Source organism: Teichococcus wenyumeiae (assembly GCF_003696345.1).
Taxonomy (GTDB): domain Bacteria; phylum Pseudomonadota; class Alphaproteobacteria; order Acetobacterales; family Acetobacteraceae; genus Pseudoroseomonas; species Pseudoroseomonas wenyumeiae.
Window position 1 is genome coordinate 94,468 of record NZ_RFLX01000010.1, and the last position, 22,099, is coordinate 116,566.

The following is a 22,099-nucleotide window of genomic DNA, read 5'->3' on the forward strand; positions in this document are numbered from 1 at the left end:
CCGCAGCTATGATGAAGTGGTCCCGGCCTGCGTCTTGGAGCAGGGGCCGAGACACTAATCCGAATTGTCGACGCCGGGTAGATGGGCGCCAGCAAGCGTGACCTCGGCGGAGCCATCCGCCCACCATTTCGCCACGCCTTCCATGCCCCGCGCCAGGGAAATACGCGGTGCCCAGAGCGTGGCGGGCGGCAGCAGCGCCGGGTTGGCGCTCCAGTCGCGGTGCAGCAACTCGCGTGCCTTGCCACGGCCGAAGATGCCGCGCCGACCGCTGAGGCCGGCCCAGAGATCCGCCGCCGTGCCGGCGCCGAGGAATACGGCATCCGGCAGCCGCAACATGCGCGGCGGCTTGCGGCCCAGGGCGGCGGCGGTGACGGCCAGCACCTCGGCGAAGCCATAGCCATCGGGCCGCTCGTCGCAGAGTTCGTAGAGCCCGCCTGCCATTCCGGCGCCGCAGAAAGCGGCGATGGATTCCGCCACATCGGCGGCGTGGACCATGGCGAGGCGCGGTTCCGGCGGGCCCGGCATGGCGGCCAGCGGCGCGGTGGCCAGGCCACGCAGCGCCTTTCCTTCCTCGTCGCCCGGGCCATAGACGACGCCGGGGCGCAGGATGGTCCAGCCCTCGCCACCCGGCGCGGCGCGTGCCGCTTCTTCCCCTGCCCGCTTGCTGGCGGCGTAATGCGACAGGGCCGGTTCCCGCGCCGCAAGCGAGGAAACCAGCAGCCGCCGTGCTCCCGGTGCCTCGCGCGCCGCGGCGGCGACGATGCGGGCGGTGCCGTCGCGGTTGACGCGCAGGAAACCTTCGAGATCGGGCGCCTTGGTCAGGCCGGCGATATGCACCACGGCATCGGCGCCACGCACCAGCCGGGCCAGCGCGGCCTCGTCACCAAGGTCGCCCAGCACCAGTTCCGGCACCACGTCCCGCAGCAGCGGGTGCACCGGGTCCCGCCGCACCAGCAGGCGAACCGACCACCCCGCCCGCGCCAGCGCCGCGACGGCATAGCGGCCGACGAAGCCGGTGCCGCCGGTGACGGCCACCAGCCCCATGCGTCAGGCGGCTTCCGAATTCGCGCTCGCGACCGGGCCGTAGGCGCCTTCCAGGTACTTCCGCCGCGTCCAGGCCCGGCTCAACTTGCCGGAAGAGGTCTGCACCAGCCCGCCCGGCGGCACCAGCACCACCCGGCTTTCCAGCCCGTGGCGGGAACGCAGCACGCCGCCAACATCGGCGATCAGCCGTTCCCGCGCCGTGGGGTCCGGGGCGCCGCGGGCTTCCACCAGCACCACCACCGTCTCCTCGCCTTCCTCATCCACCGAGAAGGCGGCGACATCGCCGGTGCGCAGGCCCTGCACCGCCTGTTCCACCGACCATTCCAGGTCCTGCGGCCAGATGTTGCGGCCCTTGACCAGGATCACGTCCTTGGCGCGGCCGGTGATCACCACCTCACCATCCAGGCGGTAGCCGAGGTCGCCGGTATCCAGCCAGCCATCGGCGGACAGAACCTCGGCGGTGCGCTCCGGCTGGCCGTCGTAGCCCAGCATGATGGAAGGGCCGCGCACCAGGATGCTGCCCACCTGCCGGTCCGGCAGGCTGTGGCCCTCGGCATCGCGGATATCCAGCTCATGCCCCGGCAGCACGGCACCGCAGGCGACGAACTGGCGGCGCCGCTCGGTGGCCTCGGTGGCCGGCTCGGCGCGGCCGTCGGTCTCCAGGCGTGTCAGGTCGATCTCGTCCGTGCGGATGCCACGGTCCAGCTCCGCGAAGGAAATGGCGAGCGTCGCCTCCGCCATGCCGTAGCTGGGCACCAGCGCCTCGGCCCGGAAGCCGTAGGGCGCGAAGGTTTCCACGAAGCTGGCCAGCACATGCGGCCGGATCATGTCGCCGCCCAGGCCCGCGCCACGCCAGGAGGACAGGTCCAGCCCTTCCGGCACGGCGGCGCGGCGGCGGACACAAAGCTCGTAGCCGAAGGAGGGGCTGAAGGAGAGCGTGCCCTTGTACTCGGACAGGATCGACAGCCACATCATCGGCCGCCGCGCGAAATCCGCCGTCGGCATCAGGTCGATCGAAAGCTGCCCGGCCATCGGGGTCAGCAGGAAGCCGACCAGCCCCATGTCATGGTAGAAGGGCAGCCAGGAGGTGGTGCGGTCGCCCATCCGCATCTTCAGCCCGTGCTGCATGATGCCGGAGGTATTGGCCATCACCGCCCGCTGCCGCACCGCGACGCCCGCCGGGTGGCGCGTGCTGCCGGAGGAGAACTGGAGGTAGGCGATGTCGTCGGGCCCGCTCGGCACCGGCGCCTCGGCGCCCGGCTGCACGCCGCGCATCTGCTCCACCGTGCCGAAGAGCTTCAGGCCCAGCTGCTCCGCCACGGGGGAGAGCCAGGGCAGGATCTCACCGGGGGCAAACAGCGCCGCGGCATGCGACTCGCGCAACAGCCGCTCGACCTGCGCCACATAGGTGTCGCGCCCGCCGAAGGGCGGCGGCAGCGGCAGCGGGGCCGGCACCAGCCCGGCATATTGGGCAGCGAAGAAGGCCCGCACGAAGTCCGGCGAGGTATCCGCCAGCATGGCCACCCGCTGCCCTCGCTGCAGGCCAGCGCCGAGCAGCCGTGCCGCCAGGTCCAGGGCATCCTGCCGCAACTCGCGGTAAGGAAGGCTGGCGACATGGCCGCCACGAATAGAATGGAAAGCCAGCCCGGTGGCCCCGCCGGCGGCGTAGTCCAGGGCCTGTGGCAACGTCTCGAACTCACCCCGGCGCAGCGGAAGGCCGCTCAAGGTCGGGATCGGAAGCGGCATGTAGAGCTATCTCCGCCCTGATGCTCCGGCCTTGCCGGAAACGAACACAGCCCGCCTAGAGCTCCGGCGGGCATGGAGACGGCTCCGCAGAGCGGGAGCACGCCCCGCCTGCCTAGAGACTCGCTTCCACCACGTCAATCTTGCGATTGGATGACAAAGGCAAGCGCAGGGCTGCCCTGCCGTGGCGTAAGAGCAGGCCAGATGCTAGTTTAACCCCCTTGACCCGGAGCTCAGGCACCGGGCTCCGCGGCACTGCCGCAGCCCCGGCCGATGAGGACCAGAATATCTTGCGTGCTGTTATTCTCTGCGCCGGCCAGGGCCGGCGCCTCATGCCCCTGACCGAAACCCGCCCCAAGTGCCTCCTGCCCGTTGCCGGCATGCCCGTGCTGGAATGGCAGCTCCGGGCGCTGGCCGCCAACGGCGTCACCGATGTCACAGTTGTGACCGGCTTCGGTGCCGACCGGGTCGATGAGATGCTGGCGGGGCTTGGCGCCTTCGCCGCCGGGGTGCGGACGCGGTTCAATCCCTTCTTCGCCGTGGCCGACAATATCGGCAGCTGCTTCCTGGCGCGGGACGTGCTGGAAAACGGCAGCCGGGAGGGCGGCTGTATCCTGCTGAACGGCGACACGCTCTTCGAGCCCGCCATTCTCGCCCGCCTGCTGCAGGCGCCGCCGGCCCCGATCACGGTCACCATCGACCGTAAGCCGAGTTACGACGACGACGACATGAAGGTCTCGCTGGAGGGCATGCGGCTGCGCGCCGTCGGCAAGACCCTGCCGCCGGAGCGCACCCACGGCGAGTCGATCGGCATGCTGCTGTTCCGCGAGGAAGGCGGCGCCCGCTTCGCGGCCGGAGTGGAGGCGATGATGCGCCAGCCGGACGGGCTGAAGCGCTGGTACCTTTCTGTCATCGACGCCCTTTCGGCCGAGACCGAGGTGCGCGTCGCCTCCATCGAGGGCCTCTCCTGGGGCGAGATCGACTTTCCCGCCGACGTGATGCGCGCGGAACTGCTGGGCCAGCGCTGGCGCCAGGATGGCCTCGCGCCCGCGGCGGCCGAGTAGCCCCTGCCCTCAGCCCCGCCGCGCCAGGACGGCTTCGGCCAGTTCCAGGTCGGCGGGCTTGTCCACGTCCACGGCGGCCTCGGCGAAACGCATCTCCACCGCCGCCAGCCGTGCGCCGGTGTGGGCGCCCAGGGCTGCCAGGGCCTGCGGCAGGCTGAGCAGGCCCAGCGCGAAGCGCAGCAGCACCCAGGGGCCCAGCATCCGCACCATGGCCAGCGGCTTCTTGCGCTGCTGCTCCACCCGCCGCCAGAACTCCACCACCCGGGCGGCGCGCGGCGTGCCCATCCAGAACAGGTTGCAGCCGCTGAACCGCCCGCCGCGGAAGCGCATCCAGGTGCGGCGTGCATCCGGCCAGGCGGCCAGCACCACCTCGGACCGCGCCAAACCCGCCGCCACGTCCACGCCGGGCGGCAGGTCGGCCATGAACTCCGCCACCATGGCGGGGGTCAGCAGCGCGTGGTCGGCGGTGGTGACCAGCAGCGGCGCGCCAAATTCCTCCAGCGCGGCCGCGACGCTGCGGCTCGGCGAGGGCTGCGCCGGGCGCAGCAGCACATCGGGCTCCAGCGGAAAGCCGTCGAGGCTGCGCTCCGGCGTCTCGATCATCACCACGGTGCGGGCAATACGGGGGCTGTCCCGCAGTGCTTCCAGCACCCGCGCCAGCATGGGCACGCCGCCCACCGGCAGCAGCGCCTTGTGCGAGACGCCAGCGGCCATGGCCATGGGGTCGGCCGCGCCGGCACGGCTGCCGGCCAGCACCAGGGCGGTGACGCCGCTCACGCCGCCAGGTCCTTGCCGAAGACGCGATAAGTCTTGTAGGCCTCGCCGCCCACCGCCTCCGCCAGCCGGCGCATCGGGAGGTTGTCGTCCAGCACCCAGGACATCTCGATGGTGCGGATGCCCTGCGCCCGCGCTTCCCGCCGCAGCGCATCCACGATGAACAAGGGCAGCACCCGGCCCAGCATCCCCTTGGCCAGGCTGCGCTTCACGCCCATCAGCGGCACCCGCGCGGTGTGGATGCGGTGGCCCTTCAGCCGCCAGAGCAGCTTGGCCCAACCCAGCGGCAGCAGCTTGCCGTCCAGGTCGCGGATGGCCTCGTTCAGGTTGGGCAGGCAGACGGCGAAGGCCACAGCCTCCCCCTCCACCTCCGCGAACCAGACCAGCTTCTCCCGCAGCAACGGCTTCAGGGCGGTGGCCATGGCGTCCACCTCGTCCTGGGTGATGGGCACGAAGCCCCAGTTGCCGGCCCAGGCATCGTTGAAGATGCCCACCAGCCGCGCGACCTCCTGCCGCATCTCGCCCATGCGGATGGGCCGTAGCACCACGCCCGGCGGCAGCCCGCGCCCGACAAGCTGCGCGGCGGCGGCGGAAGGCGGCGCGGCGGTTTCCACCCGGTAGGCCAGCAGGTCCTTTTCCCGCCCATAGCCCAGCGCTTCCAGGTGCCGGGCGGTATGAGGCGGGTCATGGGGCATCATCAGCATGGGCGGCGTGTCGAAACCCGCCACCAGCAGCCCGCTTTCCTCATTGATGGAGAGGCTGAAGGGGCCGGTGATGCGCTTCACCCCGCGCGCGGCGCACCAACCCTCGGCGGCGCGCAGCAGGGCGGCATGGACCTCGGCGTCGTCCTCGGCCAGCAGCAGGCCAAAATGGCCGGCGGGGCTGCCATCGGGCATGGGCGGGGAAAGCCGGTCCTGCTGCGCGCTGATGCGCCCGACCACCCGCCCGCCGCGCTTCGCCAGCCAGAAGGCGGCCGCGGCATGGCGGAAATAGGGGTTCTTGCGCGGCGAGAAGGCCATCCGCCGCTCCATCCGCAACGGCGGCACGAAACGCGGGTCGCCACGCAGCAACTGCTCCGGCAGCCGGATGAAATGCTCCATGGCGGCGGCGCCGGAGACCGGGACGATCTCCACCGCCGCCCGGCTGTGCTCAGTCATCATTGTTCCTCGAAGCGGATCAGCAGGCTGCCGCCAATCGCGGCGAAGAGGATAGGCGCCGTCCAGACGGCCAGGGCGGCGGGCATCACCCCGGCCTCGCCCAGCGCCCCCAGCAGGCCACTGAGCAGCATGAAGCCCAGCCCCAGGGACAGCGCCAGCAGCGACCGCGCCATGCTGCTGCCGCGGCGCGGTACATCGAAGGCCACCACGGCCGCCAGCAGCAGCATCACGAAGGGGCCCAGCAGCCGGGCCGCCATGGTGTGCAGGCGCGTCTGGTAGAAGGCGGGGCCACGGTCCACGGCCTTCTCCCGCCGCAGGGCGCGCAGCAGCCACCAGGGCTCCTGCGCATCGGTGGGCCGCGCCACGTCCAGGATCTCGGCTGGCGGCGGGCCCTCGGGCCAGGGGCGCAGCGCCTGCCGGGCCAGCACGGCGCCGCTAGGCTCCGCCACGCGCACGCCGCGCAGCATCCAGCCGGCGGAGGTATGCTCGGCGCTCTCGGCCTCGATGCGGGCCAGGGCCAGGGCATCGGCGCTGCGGGGCACCAGCAGCACGCCCTGCAACTGCGTGCCGTCCAGCGAAACGCGATCGATGCCGATGATCTGCGAGCCTGCCCGCAGCCAGACCCGCTGCGTCTTCTTGTCAGGCACCAGGGCGCGGCTTTCGGTGCGCGCCCACCAAGCGGCCAGGGCGCGTTCCGTGCGCGGCGCCACGACCCCCAGCAGCAGCGCCTGCGCCACCGCCGCCATGGCGCAGGCGGGCAGCAGCATCACCAGCACGCGGCGGACAGGAATGCCGGCCGCGCGCAGGGCGGTCATCTCCAGCGTCATGGCCAGCCGCCGCAGCGTCAGCATCCCGGCGATCAGCACCGCCAGCGGCACCATCTGGCCCAGCACGCTGGGCAGCCGCAGCCCGGCATAGCGGACGAGGTCCAGCAGCCCGCCGCGGTGCAGCACCTCGCTGGCGCGGTCCAGCAGGTCCAGCAACTGGATCAGCGCCGCCAGCCCGAGCAGCGCCGCCAGCAGCCGCCCGAGGAACATCCGGGACAGGTAGCGGCGGCGGATCATGGCCGCATGGCCTCGGAGGAAGTCTCAGTGGCGGCACGGCGGCGGCGGCGCGGCAGGCGGCTGCGGATGGCGGCGGTCATGCCCTCCAGCCGTTCCAGCACGGCGTCGAAGGGGCCTTCGTAGGGATTGCGGTTGGCATGGCGGAAGGCCAGCAGCGAGAAGATGGCAAAGGCGCCGAACAGGCCCCAGAGCGCCGGGCGCGGGTCGATCAGCCCGACATCGCCGAGCGATTCCGCCAGCTGCACGCCGTGGTGGTAGATCACCAGGATGAGTGCCGAGAGCGCCACGCCCTGCCAGCGCCGCGTGCGCTTGGCACCCAGGCCCATCGGCACCGCCAGCAGCGGCAGCAGCGCGAAGGAGAAGGAGCGCACCAGCCGCCCATGCAGCTCGCCCACCAGGCGCTGGGGCGGGATCGGATCGCCGCCGCCGGTCGGGACAGGCGGCGGGCCGGCCGTCGCCTTCCAGAGTTCGTCCAGCGTCATCTCGCGCTCGTCGTCGCCACGGGCGCGGAAGGGCGGGATGGTGAGGCTGAAGGGGCGCGTGATGGAGGAATCGCCGAAGCGCAGGGTATGCACCTCGCCATCGGGGGAAACCTCGATCTGCGAGCCGCCCTCCAGTTGCAGCACCAGCGTGCCCTCGTCGGGCTGGCGCACCAGCCAGCCGCGCCGGGCGGTGGTGGTGACCTCGGTGCCATCGGCGCGCCGCTGCTCGATGAAGACGCCGGTGAGCTGGCCGGTCCTGGGATCCACTGAATCGGCGGTCACGGTCAGGCGGCTGCCGAGGCGGATGAAGTCCCCCGCGCCGACCTTGGCGTTCCAGCCAGCATGGGTCACGGCATTGAAGGCGGCGCGGTAGTTGTAGCGGCCGAGCGGCTGCATGTAGCCATGCAGCGCCAGCCCCAGCAGCGTCAGCGCCACGCCCACCGCCAGGAAGGGCCGCGACAGCCGCGACAGGGACATGCCGGTGCCCTGGAGGGCATCCAGCTCATGATATTCGCTGAGCTGGGTGATGACGGTGAAGACGCTGACAAAGAAGGCCGCCGGCAGCGCCAGGCCGATGTAATGCGGCACCAGGAAGAGCACCAGCTGGATCACCGGCCCCACCGCGCCGGCGCTGGTGGCGACAAGATCGAACAGCCGCAGCAGCCGCTCCAGCAGCAGCGCCGGCAGCACCACCAGCAGGGTCGCCACCAATGGCCGCCCCAGCAGGCGCAGCAGGTAGCGCGTCACCAGCGGGCTGCCGGCGCCCCTGGTTGCACGCGGCCGCGCCTCCAGCGTGGCGGGGGCGGTATCCATCAGGCCGGCAGGCCGGCCCAGCGCGCGCGCAGCGTGGCAACCAGGTCTTTCAGCGCCGCCTCATCCGGCTTCACGGCGGTGCCCAGCGCCGGGGGGCCGGGCCAGCCGGCATCCGGCACCGAAAGGCCGTTATGCTCGCGGCTGCCCTCGTAGCGGGGGATGACGTGGAAATGTACGTCGGGGTCCACCATCATCAGCATGAGGTAGTTGATCTTGGCGTAGCCGGTGAAATCCCGCAGCAGGGCCTCGATCCGGGCGACCACACCGCCCATCTCGGCGAAGGCGGCCGGGCTGACCTCGCCGAAGGCCGTGACAGGCTCCCGGCAGATCAGTACCAGGCTGCCGAGTGTCGGCTGCTCCGGGCGCACAAGCACCGCCCAGTGCGTCGTCTCCGCCACCAGTGTCATGGGATAACCGAACTTGTTCAGTGTCGCACTTGGCATGCCGCGTCTCAAAAAACAGAGGGGACGAAGGGTGCTTCCGGCGGTCAACATAGTCTCTCCGGCCTCCGACGACGAGGGGCGGCTGCGGCGGCTCAGGCGTGGCTGGCCTGTGCTGCTCGCCATGCTGGCCCTGGCGCCGCTGACGCCTGCCCGCGCGGCGGAACAGGTGGCGGGGACCTGCGGCGAACCTGGCGCCCCGTCGGGGCCGCGGATCGAGGTGGTGGTCACCGGCGCGCGCAAGGTGGCGGGCAACATGACCATCACGCTCTACGGCAGCCGGCCCGAGGGCTTCCTGGCCCGCAACGGCAAGCTGGCCCGGCAGCGCGTGCCGATGCGCGGCACGCAGGCGGAGGCCTGCTTCGCCGTCTCCGCCCCCGGCGTCTATGCCGTCGCGGTCTATCACGATGAGAACAATGACCATGACTTCAACCGCACGCTGCTGGGCATGCCGGCCGAAGGCTATGGCTTCTCCAATGACGCGCCGACCGTGATCGGCCTGCCGAGCTTCGAGTCCGTGCGCTTCCAGGTGGGGCCGGAAGGCGCCCGCGTGCCCATCAGGCTGCGATACTGACCGCAGCTTCCCCCACGGCGCGGCCGAGCCTCAGGCGCCATCGGCCCAGGCTGCGGAAGCGGTCGACGGCGGGGTCGTAGCCGCGCACCAGGGTCTCCAGCGCCCAGCCACCCCCTTCCGGCCCGATGCGGTAGAGATGCCAGCGCGCGAGGTGACGGTGCCCAGCCCCCGCCAGCGCCTGGGGTACCCCGATGCTCGGCAGCACCTGCCCGGCCGGGCCCGCGACCGGCAGCAGCGCCGGCCGGTGGCTGTGGCCATGCAGCAGCATCTCCGCCCCATGCCGCGCCAGCACCTGCATGAGCGCCGCGCGGTCATCCAGCCCCCGCCGGCGGTTCTCGCCCAAAGGCGGGTGGTGGATCAGCACCACACGGCAGAGGCCCTGGCGCCCCGTCTCCGCCAGCAGCGTTGCCAGCCTGTCCAGTTGCTCCCGCCCCAGACGGCCGGAGGCGAGGCCCGGCGCCGTCGGCACGGCGGAGGAAAGGCCGATGATGGCCACATCGCCCATGCGGCGCAGAAAGGGGAAGCCGGCGAAGGCTTCCGTGTCTCCACGCATCCACTCGGCCCATTGGCCCAGTCCCGCCGCCCAGGGCACCGGCACCAGCGCGTCGTGATTGCCGGGAATGGCCAGCACCTTGCCCGGCGGACCCAGCCGCGCCAGGAAGGCACGGCCAGCCCGGAACTCGTCCGGCAGGGCGAAATGCGTCAGGTCGCCGGTGACGGCGATCGCGTCCGGCGCGAAGCCCGCCAGATCCTCCAGCAGGTGGGGCAAAGGCAGTTCCTTGCGCCGCGGACGCTTGCGTTGCCACGCAAGGTAGGACAGCAAGCGCTTGCCAAAGAGCTGCCGAAGCGTCGGCCCAGCCTCGGGTGGCAGGTGGAGATCGGAAAGATGGGCCAGGACCAGGGTCATAGGGGCGCGACCATAGCGGCTGCCACGCCGGCGGCGAATGCCTCCGCACCAGTGGCGGCACGGCTGCTGGGCGAGGGGCCGGTGCCGGTCTGGAGCATGCCTTCCTCCGAATTGCTGCGCCGCGCGTTGACCCGCGCCAAGGTGCCGGTGGCCGGGGCAGGCGAGAGTGCCGCCCTGCTGCTGCGCGCCGACCATGTCTATGACGCCGCGCTGGTGGGCCAGATGGCCCGCTCCCCCGGCACCCTGCTGCTGCGGCCCGAGGACCGGCGGCCCGTTGCCGCGCATCTGCCCACCGGGGCCGGTGCCGCCCAGGCCGAGGCCGTGGCCCAGGCGCTGCTGGCCGGCGCCCCCACCACCGACCCGGCCTTCGCCGGCCTTGCCGCCGCCGCCCCGGCGGAAATGGTGGGCGCCTATGACCAGGCGCTGCGCAAGCGCGGCTCCGCCTATGTGCTGGAGCTGACGGCCGAGAGCCGCCGCGCGGTGGAATGGCGGATGTTCGGCGGCGCCTACAAAGGCGTGACGGATGTGGTGACCAAGTACTGGTGGCCGGTGCCGGCCTTCCATGTCACCCGCGCCTGCGCCGCGCTGGGCATCACGCCCAACCAGGTGACCGGCTTCAGCCTGCTGCTGGTCTTCGCGGCCTTGTGGTGGTTCTACCAGGGCGACTTCATCCCGGGCCTGATCGCCGGCTGGCTGATGACCTTCCTCGACACCGTGGACGGCAAGCTGGCGCGGGTGACGCTGACCTCCACCAAGTTCGGCAATTACTTCGACCACCTGACGGACCTGATCCACCCGCCCTTCTGGTGGCTGGCCTGGATCGCCGGCTGCAGCGCCGCCGGCATGCCGCTGGCCGACCCCTGGCTGGTGGGCATCGTCATTTTCGGCGGCTATGTGCTGCAGCGCATCCAGGAAGGCATCTTCATCCGCGCCTTCGGCATGCATATCCATGTCTGGCGGCACTTCGACAGCTTCTTCCGGCTGATCCTGGCGCGGCGGAACCCCAACCTGATCCTGCTGACCCCGCTGGCGTTGGTCGGCCGGCCCGATATCGGCATCCTGCTGGTGGCGATCTGGACGGCGCTCTGCTGTGTCGAGCAGCTGGTGGTCACGATCCAGGCGATGCTGGCCCGGCGCCGCGGGCCGCTGCGCTCCTGGCTGGATGCCTGATGGCGCCGCGCATCGGCATCATCAGCAACCCGCGCAGCAGCAGCCACCGCGCCGGCCAGGCCGGGCTGGCCGAGGCCGCCGCCCGGTTGCCCCATGCCGCGCCCGAAAGCCGTGAGGCCCTGCGTGCCGCCCTGGCCGGATTCGCGGCGGATGGTGTGGAGGTGCTGGCGGTGCATGGCGGCGACGGCACGCTGCGCGAGGTGCTGAGCGCCCTGCCCCAGGCCTGGGCCGGGCCCATGCCGGCCATCGCCCCCCTGCCCGCCGGCCGCACCAACCTGGCCGCCCATACCCTCGGATACCCCGCCGCCGGGCGGCGGGAGGACCCCACCGACCTGCGGCGCCTGCTGGCGGCGGCCGGGGCCGGGCGGCTGCGGCGGCAATCCCGGCCGGTGCTGGAAGTCTCGGGTGCCGACGCGGCGCCGATGCGCGGGTTGCTTTTCGGCGCCGCCGCCTTCACCCGCGCCGTTGGCCTGGCCGAGGGCCGGCTGCACCGCCACGGGCTGATGGACAACGCGGTAGTGGGCATGACCGGCGTGATGATGGCGGTGCAGGCCCTGGCCGGGCGCGGCGCCTTCGGCCGCGCGCTACGGCAGGGCACCGCCATGCAGGTGGCCCGAGACGGCGGTGCCGCCGTGGGTGGGCAGCGCTTCATCCTGCTGGCCACCACGCTGGACCGGCTGATGCTGGGCCTCTGGCCTTTCTGGGGCAACGGTGAGGGCGCCATCCGCGTGCTGGACGTGGCGGCGCCGCCGCAGCGGCTGGGCGCCGGGCTCTGGTCCCTGCTACGCGGCCGGTCGCCGGCCCTGCCCGGCTGGCGCAGCGGCCGCGCCGATACGCTGCACATCGGCCTGCGGGATGGCTTCGTGCTGGATGGCGAGACCTTCCAGCCCGGACCGGATGGCATCCGCCTCTCGGCCACCGCGCCGCTGACCTTCGTCGCGGCATGAGCGGCACGGCACAGGCCGCGCTGGCGGCACGGGTGGCGGCCGAGATGGCGGTGCCGGAAGCCCCTTCCCCCGCCATGGCCGGTGCCCTGGCGCTCGCGCGGGATATCGTGGCGGAGCATGGCGGGGCCGTGCGGGCGGTGCTCTTCTATGGCTCCTGCCGCCGCACCGGGGATGCCTCCGGGCTGCTGGACCTTTACGTGGTGCATGACGGCCAGCGCGCCTTCCACCGCCGCTGGCTGCCGGCGCTGCTGAATGCCGCCCTGCCGCCCAATGTCATGCAGCGCGTCGGGCGGGCGGAAGGCATGGGGGAAGTCCGTGCCAAGGTCGCCGTGCTCTCCCGCCGGCAGTTCGAGCGCCGGCTGCGGCCGGGCACGCTGGACACCACCATCTGGGCCCGCTTCTGCCAGCCCACGACCCTGGTTTACGCCCGCGATGCCGAGGCCGCAGCCTGGGCCGCTGATGCCGGGGCGCGGGCCTTCGCCACCGCCGCGCTCTGGGCCGTGCGGCTGGGGCCGCGCCGCGCGGCACCAGCGGGCTTCTGGCAGGCGCTCTTCGCCAAGACCTATGGCGCCGAGCTGCGCACCGAACGCCAGGGGCGCGGCAACAGCATCCATGAGGCGGCGCCGGAGTGGTTCGACGGCAACCTGCCGCTGGCTTTCGCCGCGCAGGGGCTGGACGCCACCCCGGATGCCGAGGGCCGGTTGACGCCGGGGCTGGCGCCGTCCTGGCGCCATGGTGCCGGCTGGGCCCTGCGGCGCTGGCTGGGCAAGCCGCTGAACGTGGCGCGGCTGGTCAAGGCCGCCTTCACCTTCGAGGGCGGCGCCGACTATCTGGCCTGGAAGATCGAGCGCCATTCCGGGGAGGCGCTGGCGCTGACCGACTGGCAGCGCCGCCACCCCATCCTCGCCGCGCCCCGCCTGTTGTGGCGGCTGCTGCGGCGGGGTGCGGTGCGCTGAGGCTTACTCGGCGGCGGTACCGGCGGCGAAGGTGTCCAGCATGCCAAGCGACTGGCCCACGGCGGTGATGGTCGCCAGGGCGTGGTCGATCTGCTCCGGCGTGTGCTCGGCGCACATGCTGGTACGCAGCAGCGGCTTGCCTTCCGGCGTCGCCTGCCCCAGCGCCAGGTTGACGTAGACACCCTCCGCCAGCAGGCGGTTCCAGAAGAGGATGGCGGTCTCCTGGTCCGGGCAGCGGATAGAGGCCACCGGGCTGGCCACGGGGCCAAGGCTGAAGCCCGCCGCCTGCAGGCCGGAATGGAAGTGGCGCACGTTGCGCTGCAGCCGCACTCGGCGCAGCGGCTGGCTTTCCATCACCTCGATCGCCCGCGTCACCGAGGCGATCACGGAAGGCGGCAGCGAGGCGGTGAACATATAAGGCCGCGAGGTCAGGCGCAGCAGGTCGAAGTCCTCGACATCCGAGGCGCAGAAGCCGCCCACAGCGCCCAGGCTCTTGCTGAAGGTGCCGACGACATAGTCCACGCCGTCCTCGCAGCCCTCGGCTTCCGCCAGGCCACGGCCGTTCTCGCCCAGCACGCCCAGGGAATGGGCCTCGTCGACCATCAGCCAGGCGCCGGCCTCGCGCTTGACCTCGACGAAGTCGCGCAGGGGCGCGGTGTCGCCCAGCATGGAATAGATGCCCTCGACCACCACCAGCTTCTCGCCGGGCTGGGAGGAAAGGTGCCGCAGGCGGCGGCGCAGGTCCTCGGGGTCGTTGTGGCGGAAGCGCGTCACCTGCGCCCCGGCCAGCTTGGCGCCGTCATAGATGCTGGCATGGCTGTCGGCATCCAGCAGCAGGTGGTCCTTGGGCCCGGCCAGCGCCGCCAGCATGCCCAGGTTGGCCTGGTAGCCGGTGGAGAAGACCATGGCGGAGCGGCGCTTCAGGAAGGCGGCCAGGCGCCGCTCCAGCCCGGAATGCCCGCCATAGGAGCCATTGGCGATGCGGGAGCCGGTGGTGCCGGTGCCCTCGGTCTGCAGGGCCTCGACACCGGCGGCGATGCAGCTCTCCTCGAAGGTCAGGCCCAGGTAGTTGTTGGTGCCCAGCAGCAGCACCCGGTGGTCGCCGATCAGCGCCTCGGTGGCCGAGATGACGCGGTCAAAGACCACGCCGAAGGGGTCCTGGCCAGCGGAGGCCACAGCGGCATGCGCTTCACGCAGCTTACGGTACTTGGCGAGCACGCTCAGGCCACCTTGGATGCGTTCAGGATACGGACAAGATCGCCCACCGTCTCGATCTCCGCCATCTGGTTCATGGGGATCACGGTGTCGAACTGAGTCTCGACCTGCATGATGAAATCCATCACCGCGACGGAGTCGAGGTTCAGATCCTGCAGGATATTGGTTTCCGCCGTGATGGGACGGGACACGCCGACCACCGATTGTATGGCGGCCACCACGTTTCTGTAAATTTCATCCTCTTGCAATGAACTATGCCCCCAGGTGCTGTTGGTGCCCCCGGGCACCTTTTCATGACAAAACAGAGTAGGAAGAATTAATCCACTTCGGCAGCATTGTCAGGCGGCGGATTGTTCAGGCTGTTATTCCCGCCTCGCAATACGGCCACAGCGGTACCGGCCTGCAACACCGCCATAAGCATGGCCATTGCGATGGCCGCCAGCCCGGCGCCCCAGAGCCCCAGCCAGTGCATTCCAGCCAGTGCGGCGGGCACGTACAGCACTGCCCCCGCCAGCCGCGCCCGCAGGGCCGCGCCCTGGCGGTCGAGGGACATCAGCAGCGGCTCCAGCGCGAAGGACGCGAAGCCGATCGCCGAGGCGACGCCGAGCAGCAGCATCACCGGATAGGCTGGCACCGCCTCCGCCCCGCCCACGGCGCGCAGCAGCGGATGGCCCAGCAGCGCCAGCACCACCAGCAGGAGCGCCGAGCCGCCGGTGGAAGCCAGCAGGGCGCGCCGCATCAGGGCGCTGATGGCGTGGCGGTTCCGCGATGCCGCCAACCGGGTCAGCTCCGGGTAGATCGCCGGGCTGAGGAAGCGGCCGGGCTTCAGCGCCGCCTCGCCGATCTGGCGGGCGATGGCGAAGAGCGCGGCCTCCGCCGGCCCCAGCACCGCGCCGGCGCAGAGGGCACCGAGATGGCCGGAAGCCAGGGACAGCGTCGATGTCAGGTTGGTGGTCCAGACAAAGGACCAGATGCCGAGATGCACCGCCGAGGCACGCGGCAGCCGCCCTTCCCCCTTGTCCCCGATCAGCCCGCGCCGGTGCAGTTCCCGCCAGGCGGCGAAGGCCAGGGAAAGGCCGCCCACGGCCGTGGCCAGGTACCAGACCGCCAGGAAGGCCGGCAGCCCGCCGCCCAGCAGTGCGGCGAGCCCGGCGCCAGCCAGCCGCACCAGGGCACCCATGGTGTCCCGAGTCGCGAGCACATCGAAGCGGTTGAACAGCCGCAGCAGCCCGGTGGGCGTCGCCATCACCATGAAGGCGGAGGAGGTGGCGTAGAGCGCCGCCATGCCCGCCATCTCGGACGGGATCTCGAAGAGCGCGCCCAGCCACCAGGCCACGGCGGCGCAGATGAACATGCCGCCCAGCGCGGCACCGGCATCCAGCCCGGCGGTGAAGCGGACCAGGGAGCGGAACTCGGCACGCTGCCCATGCTCCAGGCTGGCGGCGCCATAGCGCAGCACCGCCTGCCAGGACTGGAACTTGGTGATGGAGGAAGCCGTCTGCGCGAAGGCATGCATCAGCACCAGCACGCCGAAGGCCTCGATGCCGAGCGACCGGAAGGCCACGCCGGTGGCCGCGAGGTTGATGAGCCCCATGGCCGCCTTGCCGCCCAGCATGGTGCCGGCATTGCGCAACAGGCGGCGCGTGATGGTGTCGATGCTGGCGGCGGAGGAAAGGCTGTCCCCGCCTGAAGATGCTGTCACGATGGCTTACCCGCGTCGGGGCCATGGGCGGCGGTCGCGGCGCGCCCATGCCTCGGAATACGCCCGCCGCCGTTGCGAGTTGCCGCAGCGCGGGATGAAGGGCCCACTATAGGGCCGGCGCCCCGCCCAGGCCAGATCTTTGCAGATTCCTCAGGCCGGCGGCAGGCCGCCGATCCGCAGCGCCTCCCGCGCCATGGCCACCGCGCCGGCGCGGGAGCGGGCGGCGCCGACGAAGCGGCGCACATGCACGAAGACCGCGTCCGGCACCTTGGAGGCCTCCGCCAGCGCGCCTTCCTGCAGGCCCGCCCAGGCTTCCGGCAGCGGCAGGCGCTGGGCGAAGGAATGCGGCTCCGGCGGCATGGCATCCACCATCCAGTTGCCGTTGGGCACGGGGTAGACGGCGTAGATCACCGGCAGCTCATGCGCGAAGACGGCGTTCTTCCAGGGCATGCCGCGCTCCAGCTCCAGCACGCGCGGGTCGGCCGAGGCCTGGTGCGCCGCCACCACCATGGCATCCGCCGCGTGACGGGAGCGCAGCACGTCCACCCGGCGGCGCAGCACGCCTTCCAGCAGCGCCACGGCCTCCAGGAAGGCGGCGTCCTCGGCCTGTTGCCGGCCCTCGGCGGGGGTATCCCAGGTCAGGTTGCAGTCGCCGACCAGGGCAGCGAGGTCCAGCGGCTCTCGGCTGCCGGCCACGCCATTGTCGATCTCGTCGATGCGGCGGATCACGGCCCGGTCGAGGTCGGCGGCGATGGTGGCGGACATCTCGCCGCCGCCCAGGGCGCGCACGGCGGCCTCGCCGAACTGCTGCCAGACCAGGCCAGCGGAGGAAAAGGGCGTGCCGTCGTCCCGCACCGGCGCGCCACGCTGGTGGTGGTCGAAGCGGTTGGCGCCAGGGTCGAAGGTCAGGCCGACATCCCAGACATAGTCACCCTGCTTGATGGTATCAGCATCCCGCGTGCGGACCAGCCGGTGGTCCTGCCCCGGCGCCTTCAGGCCCAGTGCCTGCCGCAGCACGACATAGGCGAAGGCCTCGTCGCAGTGGAAGCTGCCGCTATGGGTAACGAGGAGGGGCAAGGTCTGGCTCATGACATATCCTGGCTGGCTGCGGCGGGGCGTTATGTCCCCGATGCCGCGCCGCCACAACCGCGGGCGCCCGCCCCCTGTCCCGCGGGCCGTGCCCGTGGCATCCTGGCGGCCTGACCGTAGAGACCATCTTGCCCAGCTTCCGCTTCCTGCACGCCGCCGACCTGCATCTCGACAGCCCCCTGCGCGGGCTGGACGCCGATGCCACCGCCCCCGCCCGCCGCATCCGGCAGGCGAGCCGGGACGCGCTGGACCGGCTGGTCGGGCTGGCGCTGGCGGAGCAGGTGGATTTCGTGGTGGTAGCCGGCGACCTCTACGACGGGGACTGGCAGGACTTCCGCACCGGACAGGCCCTGGTGGCCGCCTTCGCGCGGCTGACGCGGGCGGGCATCCGCATCGTCGCCATCCGCGGCAACCACGATGCCGACAGCGTCCTGACCCGCAACCTGCGGCTGCCCGAGGGCGCCACCCTGCTCTCCCACCGGAAGGCGGAAACGCTGCGCTTCGAGGATCTGGGCGTCGCCTTCCATGGGCAGAGCTTCGCCCAGCGGGCGGTGGTGGAGAATATCGCCCGGGATTATCCCGCGCCGCTGCCGGGCCTGTTCAATATCGGCCTGCTGCACACGGCGGCCGCCGGCCATGCGGCGCACGAGACCTACGCCCCCTGCTCGGTCGAGCAACTGGCCGGACATGGCTACGACTACTGGGCGCTCGGCCATGTGCATGAGCGCGCGGTGCTGCACCGGGAACCCTGGATCGTCTTTCCCGGCAATCTGCAGGGGCGCCATATCAACGAGCCCGGCGCCAAGGGTGCCTCGCTGGTCACGGTGCGGGGCGGCCGGGTGGCGGATGTGGCGCACCAGCCGCTGGATGCCGTGCGCTGGGCGCGGCTGACGGTGGATTGCAGCGGCGCCGCCGACCTGCCCGCCGTGCTGGACCGCGCGCGGGATGCCATGGGCGCCGCCCTGGATGCCGCCGACGGCCGGCTGCTGGTGCTGCGCGTGGTGCTGGAAGGCGCCTGCCCCGCCCATGCCGAACTCAGCCGCGACCGCGCCGCGACGCGCGAGAATATCCGCGCCACCGGGCTGGAGCTGACGGAGGACGACCTCTGGATCGAGGCGGTGCGGATCGACACCCGCCCGGCCCTGGCGCCCGAAGCGCTGCGCAGCCGCGCCGATGCGGTGGGCAAGCTGGTCGGCGCCATCGAGGCCCTGGCCGCCCAGCCGGATGCGCCGCTCTCCGCCGCCATCCGCGATTATGCCACCGAGATGCTGAACCGCGCCCCGCGCGATGCCCTGCCCGCCGACCACCACGCCACGCTGGCGGCCGGCGGCGCCATCCCGCCCGAGCTGCTGGAGCGTGCCCGGGCCCTGCTGCTGGCCCGGCTGGCGGAAGGCTGATGCGCCTTACCCGCCTGACGCTGCGCCAATATGGCAGCTTCGCCGATGCCTCGCTGCGGCTCGACCCGGCGCCGGGGCGGATCAACCTGGTGCTGGCACCCAATGGCGCCGGCAAGTCGGTGCTGCGCCAGGCCTTCGGCGACCTGTTCTTCGGCATCGGCGGGCAGACGCCCATGGCCTTCCGCCATGGCTATTCCGGCATGCAGGTGCTGGCGGAAGGCATCGGGCCGGATGGCGCCTCCTTTGTGCTGGACCGCCGCAAGAAGGTCGGCGCCGCCGCGCTGCTGGGCGCCGACGGCCAGCCCCTGCCCCCAGCATCCCTGACGCGGCTGACAGGCCCCGCCGACCGGGCGCTGCTGGACCGGCTGTTTGCCCTGGACACCGAGAAGCTGCGCGCCGGCGGGCAGGCATTGCTGGCTTCCGGCGGCGCGCTGGCCGAGGCGCTGTTGCAGGCGGCGGGCGGCATGCGGCAGGCGCGCGACCTGCGGCAGGCGCTGGAGGGTGAGCGGGACCGCCTCGCCCCGCGCCGCAAATCGGCGCAGCGGCCTTTCTATCTGGCGCTGGACCGCCTCGCCGCCAGCCGCCGGCTGCTGAAGGAGAAGCTGGTGCGGCCCGAGGCCTGGCTGCAACGGGACGAAGCCCTGGCCGAAGCCACCCGGCGGCACGAGGCGGCGCATCAGGCATCGCGCGACGCCGCCGCCGCCATCCACCGCATGGAGCGCGCCCGCCGCATCCGCCCGCTGCTGGCCCGGCTGGACATGGCCCAGGCCTGGCTGGCCGCGCATCCGGGCGCACCGCACCTGCCGGCGGACCTGCGGGACAGGCTTTCGGCCGCGCTCCGTAGCGCCGAGCAGGCCGCCGAGGCGCTGAATGGCCTGCAGCGGCGGCATGCGGACCTGCTGCAACAGGCTTCCGCCCTGCGGCCCGACGCGGCGCTTCTGGCGGCAGCCGAGGCCATCCGCGCCTTGCAGGAAACCGCCGGCGCCGCGGCCCGGGCGCAGAAGGATCTGCCGGGGGCCGAGGCCGCGCTGCGGGCGGTCGAGGCGCGGGTCGAGGAACATCTCGCCGCCCTTGGCCTGCCCGGCCCCACTGCCGGGGCCGCTGCCCGGCTGCCTGCGCCGCTGCCGTTGCAGCAGGCCAGGCGGCTGGCGGAAGCCCATGCCCGCCACGCGGCGCTGCTGGCGGAACTCCCGGGCCGCATCGCATCGCAGGAAGCCGTGCTGGCCACCGCCCTGCGGGAGCTGGAGCAACTGCCCCCGCTGGGTGCGGCGGAGGACCTTTCCGTCCTGCTCACCGCCATCATGGCTGAAGGCGACCCGGTGCGCCTCACCACCGCCGCCGCGACACGACTGGCCCAGGCACGGGCAAAGCTGGATGCGGAGGTGGCGCGGCTGCCAGCGCCGCTGCGGGATCCGGCGACCCTGCGCGCCCTTTCGCTGCCTGGGCGGGCGGAACTGGAACGGCTTTCCCAGGCGCGCGACGCGGCGGTGGAAGCGGCGCGGCGCGCCGAGGCCGAATGCTCCCGCCTGGAAGCCGATGGCCGGCAGGTGATGGGTGAGCGCGCGGCGCTGGAAGGACAAGGCGCCCTGCCGGACGAAGCGGCCTTGCAGCGCGCCCGCGCCCGGCGGGATGAGGGCTGGCATCTGGTTTATCGCCGCGCCTTCATGCCGGGCGCGGCGGACGAAGCGGCGGAACGCGCCTTCGCGGGGGCGGAGCCCTTGCCCCTGGCCTATGCCCGCGCGGTGGCCGAGGCCGATGCCCTGGCCGACCAACGGCTGCTGGAAACCGCGCGGCTGGCACGGGCGGCAGAGATGGATCGCGCCATCGCCCGCCATCGTGCCGAAGCGGAAATCACCGCCACCGCCGCCGAGGCTGCCCGCCGTGCCGCTGCCGAAGGTGCTGCGCGCTGGGAAGCCACTATTCGCCCCGCTGGCCTCGGCGCCGGGACCCGCTGGCCGGAGGTGGAAGCCCTTCTTGCCCACCGGGAGACAGTGCTGGAAGCCGCCCTGTCGGTGGAGAATGCCGCGGCGGAGGTGGCCCAGGTCGAAGCCCGCCAGCGGGCTGAGGCGGAGCGGCTGGCGCGGGCCATGCGGCTGGAGGATGCCGTCGGCGCCGATCTGCGCGCCCTGCTGGACATGGCCGAAGCCCGCCAGCGGGCCGCCCGCCGCGACCTGACGGCGCGGGCCGACCTCACCGCCCGCCGCGATGCGGCTGCCCGGGCGCTGGAGGAAGCCCGGCGGGACCAGCAACAGGCGGAGGAACGCCTCGGCGCCTGGCAGGCCGAGTGGCGGGGGGCCTGGCAGGCCCTGGGCCATGATGCCGCGCCCTCGGCGGAAGACGGCCTGGCGCTGCTGGAGCTTTACGAGTCCCTGCGGGGGCTGGTTGCCCAGTCAGGCGAGGCGCGGGAACGCCTGGAAGCGATGCGGGCGGAAATCGCCGGCTTCGGCACTGCCTGCCTTGGCCTGTGCCAGTCGCTAGGGGTGGATGCCCAGGTGGAGGACACCTTCGTCGCGGCCCGCGCCCTGGCCCAGCGGCTGGAGCGGGAGGCGCAGGAGCAATCCCGCCTCCGCCTGCTGCGGCAGCAGGCGGAACAGGCGGCGCAGCAGGTGGCCGAGGCCCAGCAGGCCGCCGCCACCGCCGCCGCCGCGCTACGCGCCACGCTTGCCGAAGCCGGCGCTGCCACCGTGGCCGAAGCCGATGAGCGTCTGGCCCTGGCTGCCGAGCGCCACCGGCAGGAGGCCGAGGCCGCCGCCGCCGCGCAGGCGCTGGCACAGGAGGGTGATGGCCTGAGGCTGGAAAACCTTCGCGCCGAGGCCGCCAGCTACCCCGCCGAATCCCTGGAAGCCGCGCTGGCGGAAGCCCGGGCGGAGCAGCAGGCGATGACGCAGCAGATTTCCGAGGCCGCCACCGAGGCCGCGCGCCTGCGCGCCGAGCGGGACGCGCTGCATGCCGATGACGGCGTGGCCCAGGCGGCACAGGACCAGCAGGCCGCCATGGCCCAGCTTGGCCAGACGCTGGAGGATGCGCTGCTGGCACAGGTGGCCGCCAGCCTGCTGGATGCCGCCATGGGCCAGTTGCAGGAAGCGGGAGACGACGCGCTGCTGCGCCGCATCGGCGCCGTTTTCGCGGCGCTGACGGAAGGCGCCTATCCCGCCGTGCAGTCGCGCGAGGATGAGAAGGGGCTTGCCCATCTGGTCATCCGCCGCCGGGACTTTCCGGAGGAGGATACGGCGGTGGAAGCCCTCTCCGAAGGCACGCGGGACCAGCTCTTCCTGGCGCTGCGGCTGGTGGCGATCGAAGACCAGGTGGCCGGGGGCACCACCCTGCCCTTCCTGGGCGACGACGTCCTGCAAAGCTTCGACGACGGCCGCGCCGCCGCCGCCTTCCGCACGCTGCTGGACTTCAGCGGGACTACCCAGATCATCCTGCTGAGCCACCACCGGCACCTGGCGGAACTGGCCGCCGCCACCCTGCCGCCCGGCGCGCTGCACCTGCAAAGCCTGGAATCCGCGCTGCCCCTGCCGGCCTGACTGCCCCTGGGGGCGGAACGTTGCTACATGG

The 22,099-nt window shown here is 72.3% G+C and carries 19 protein-coding genes; 7 read left to right on the forward strand and 12 right to left on the reverse strand.

Features of this window, described 5'->3' with window-relative positions:
• Nucleotides 1-54: 54 nt before the first annotated feature.
• Entirely contained in the window at nt 55-1,044 is a 990-nt protein-coding gene (locus tag EBE87_RS14650) for an NAD-dependent epimerase/dehydratase family protein (protein ID WP_120639874.1), read from the reverse strand.
• 3 nt (nt 1,045-1,047) lie between these two features.
• On the reverse strand, nt 1,048-2,790 hold the full coding sequence (locus EBE87_RS14655; protein WP_120639873.1) for a fatty acyl-AMP ligase: 1,743 nt from the start codon (nt 2,788-2,790) through the stop codon (nt 1,048-1,050).
• Nucleotides 2,791-3,077: 287 nt separating this feature from the next.
• Between EBE87_RS14655 and EBE87_RS14660 the strand changes: the two genes are divergently transcribed.
• A complete protein-coding gene (locus EBE87_RS14660) occupies nt 3,078-3,851 on the forward strand; it encodes a phosphocholine cytidylyltransferase family protein (protein WP_199707709.1) in 774 nt (257 codons plus the stop codon).
• A 9-nt stretch (nt 3,852-3,860) separates the two neighbouring features.
• Here EBE87_RS14660 and EBE87_RS14665 read toward each other — a convergent pair whose 3' ends face one another.
• From EBE87_RS14665 to EBE87_RS14685, 5 genes are read right to left on the reverse strand one after another with little or no spacing between them, the layout of a single operon-like run.
• A complete protein-coding gene (locus EBE87_RS14665) occupies nt 3,861-4,628 on the reverse strand; it encodes a nucleotidyltransferase family protein (protein WP_233553356.1) in 768 nt (255 codons plus the stop codon).
• On the reverse strand, nt 4,625-5,782 hold the full coding sequence (locus EBE87_RS14670; RefSeq protein ID WP_233553355.1) for a GNAT family N-acetyltransferase: 1,158 nt from the start codon (nt 5,780-5,782) through the stop codon (nt 4,625-4,627). The genes EBE87_RS14665 and EBE87_RS14670 overlap by 4 nt, the downstream gene beginning before the upstream one ends.
• Nucleotides 5,782-6,846, reverse strand: a complete 1,065-nt coding sequence (locus EBE87_RS14675; protein ID WP_120639871.1) for an LptF/LptG family permease — start codon at nt 6,844-6,846, stop codon at nt 5,782-5,784. The genes EBE87_RS14670 and EBE87_RS14675 overlap by 1 nt, the downstream gene beginning before the upstream one ends.
• Nucleotides 6,843-8,141, reverse strand: coding sequence for an LptF/LptG family permease (locus EBE87_RS14680; RefSeq protein WP_120639870.1), 1,299 nt, complete (start codon nt 8,139-8,141; stop codon nt 6,843-6,845). The genes EBE87_RS14675 and EBE87_RS14680 overlap by 4 nt, the downstream gene beginning before the upstream one ends.
• Entirely contained in the window at nt 8,141-8,584 is a 444-nt protein-coding gene (locus tag EBE87_RS14685) for an HIT family protein (RefSeq protein ID WP_120639869.1), read from the reverse strand. The genes EBE87_RS14680 and EBE87_RS14685 overlap by 1 nt, the downstream gene beginning before the upstream one ends.
• A 31-nt stretch (nt 8,585-8,615) precedes the next feature.
• Here EBE87_RS14685 and EBE87_RS14690 point away from each other — a divergent pair, with 31 nt between their 5' ends.
• Nucleotides 8,616-9,155, forward strand: coding sequence for a DUF2141 domain-containing protein (locus EBE87_RS14690; RefSeq protein WP_158611651.1), 540 nt, complete (start codon nt 8,616-8,618; stop codon nt 9,153-9,155).
• Here EBE87_RS14690 and EBE87_RS14695 read toward each other — a convergent pair.
• Nucleotides 9,139-10,062, reverse strand: coding sequence for a metallophosphoesterase family protein (locus EBE87_RS14695; RefSeq protein ID WP_122140052.1), 924 nt, complete (start codon nt 10,060-10,062; stop codon nt 9,139-9,141). The two genes, EBE87_RS14690 and EBE87_RS14695, sit on opposite strands and share 17 nt — an antisense overlap.
• On the opposite strand from EBE87_RS14695, the gene EBE87_RS14700 reads away from it, so the two are divergent.
• Genes EBE87_RS14700 through EBE87_RS14710 form a run of 3 tightly spaced genes read left to right on the forward strand, consistent with a single transcriptional unit; the run spans nt 10,042 to nt 13,135 of the window.
• The gene (locus EBE87_RS14700; RefSeq protein WP_233560107.1) at nt 10,042-11,232 is read left to right on the forward strand and encodes a CDP-alcohol phosphatidyltransferase family protein; all 1,191 of its coding nucleotides are present in this window, start codon (nt 10,042-10,044) and stop codon (nt 11,230-11,232) included. The two genes, EBE87_RS14695 and EBE87_RS14700, sit on opposite strands and share 21 nt — an antisense overlap.
• Nucleotides 11,232-12,179, forward strand: coding sequence for a diacylglycerol/lipid kinase family protein (locus tag EBE87_RS14705; protein ID WP_122140053.1), 948 nt, complete (start codon nt 11,232-11,234; stop codon nt 12,177-12,179). Before EBE87_RS14700 ends, EBE87_RS14705 begins: the two co-directional genes overlap by 1 nt.
• A complete protein-coding gene (locus EBE87_RS14710; RefSeq protein ID WP_199707616.1) occupies nt 12,176-13,135 on the forward strand; it encodes a hypothetical protein in 960 nt (319 codons plus the stop codon). The genes EBE87_RS14705 and EBE87_RS14710 overlap by 4 nt, the downstream gene beginning before the upstream one ends.
• A gap of 3 nt (nt 13,136-13,138) precedes the next feature.
• Here EBE87_RS14710 and spt read toward each other — a convergent pair whose 3' ends face one another.
• The 4 genes from spt to EBE87_RS14730 form a co-directional block, all read right to left on the reverse strand.
• The gene (gene spt, locus EBE87_RS14715) at nt 13,139-14,359 is read right to left on the reverse strand and encodes a serine palmitoyltransferase (protein ID WP_199707625.1); all 1,221 of its coding nucleotides are present in this window, start codon (nt 14,357-14,359) and stop codon (nt 13,139-13,141) included.
• On the reverse strand, nt 14,356-14,637 hold the full coding sequence (locus EBE87_RS14720) for an acyl carrier protein (protein ID WP_367604845.1): 282 nt from the start codon (nt 14,635-14,637) through the stop codon (nt 14,356-14,358). Before EBE87_RS14720 ends, spt begins: the two co-directional genes overlap by 4 nt.
• A 29-nt stretch (nt 14,638-14,666) precedes the next feature.
• Nucleotides 14,667-16,052 (reverse strand): lipopolysaccharide biosynthesis protein, encoded by a 1,386-nt coding sequence (locus EBE87_RS14725; protein ID WP_120639591.1) that lies wholly within the window; start codon nt 16,050-16,052, stop codon nt 14,667-14,669.
• Between the two features lie 150 nt (nt 16,053-16,202).
• Nucleotides 16,203-17,141: an MYG1 family protein gene (locus tag EBE87_RS14730; protein WP_120639592.1), complete on the reverse strand. Its 939-nt coding sequence runs from the start codon at nt 17,139-17,141 to the stop codon at nt 16,203-16,205.
• Between the two features lie 128 nt (nt 17,142-17,269).
• On the opposite strand from EBE87_RS14730, the gene EBE87_RS14735 reads away from it, so the two are divergent.
• Both EBE87_RS14735 and EBE87_RS14740 read left to right on the forward strand, forming a co-directional pair.
• Nucleotides 17,270-18,538 carry a metallophosphoesterase family protein gene (locus tag EBE87_RS14735; protein WP_120639593.1) on the forward strand — a complete coding sequence of 423 codons (1,269 nt, stop codon included), beginning with the start codon at nt 17,270-17,272 and terminating at the stop codon, nt 18,536-18,538.
• Entirely contained in the window at nt 18,538-22,068 is a 3,531-nt protein-coding gene (locus tag EBE87_RS14740) for an AAA family ATPase (RefSeq protein WP_120639594.1), read from the forward strand. The genes EBE87_RS14735 and EBE87_RS14740 overlap by 1 nt, the downstream gene beginning before the upstream one ends.
• Nucleotides 22,069-22,099 lie beyond the last annotated feature (31 nt).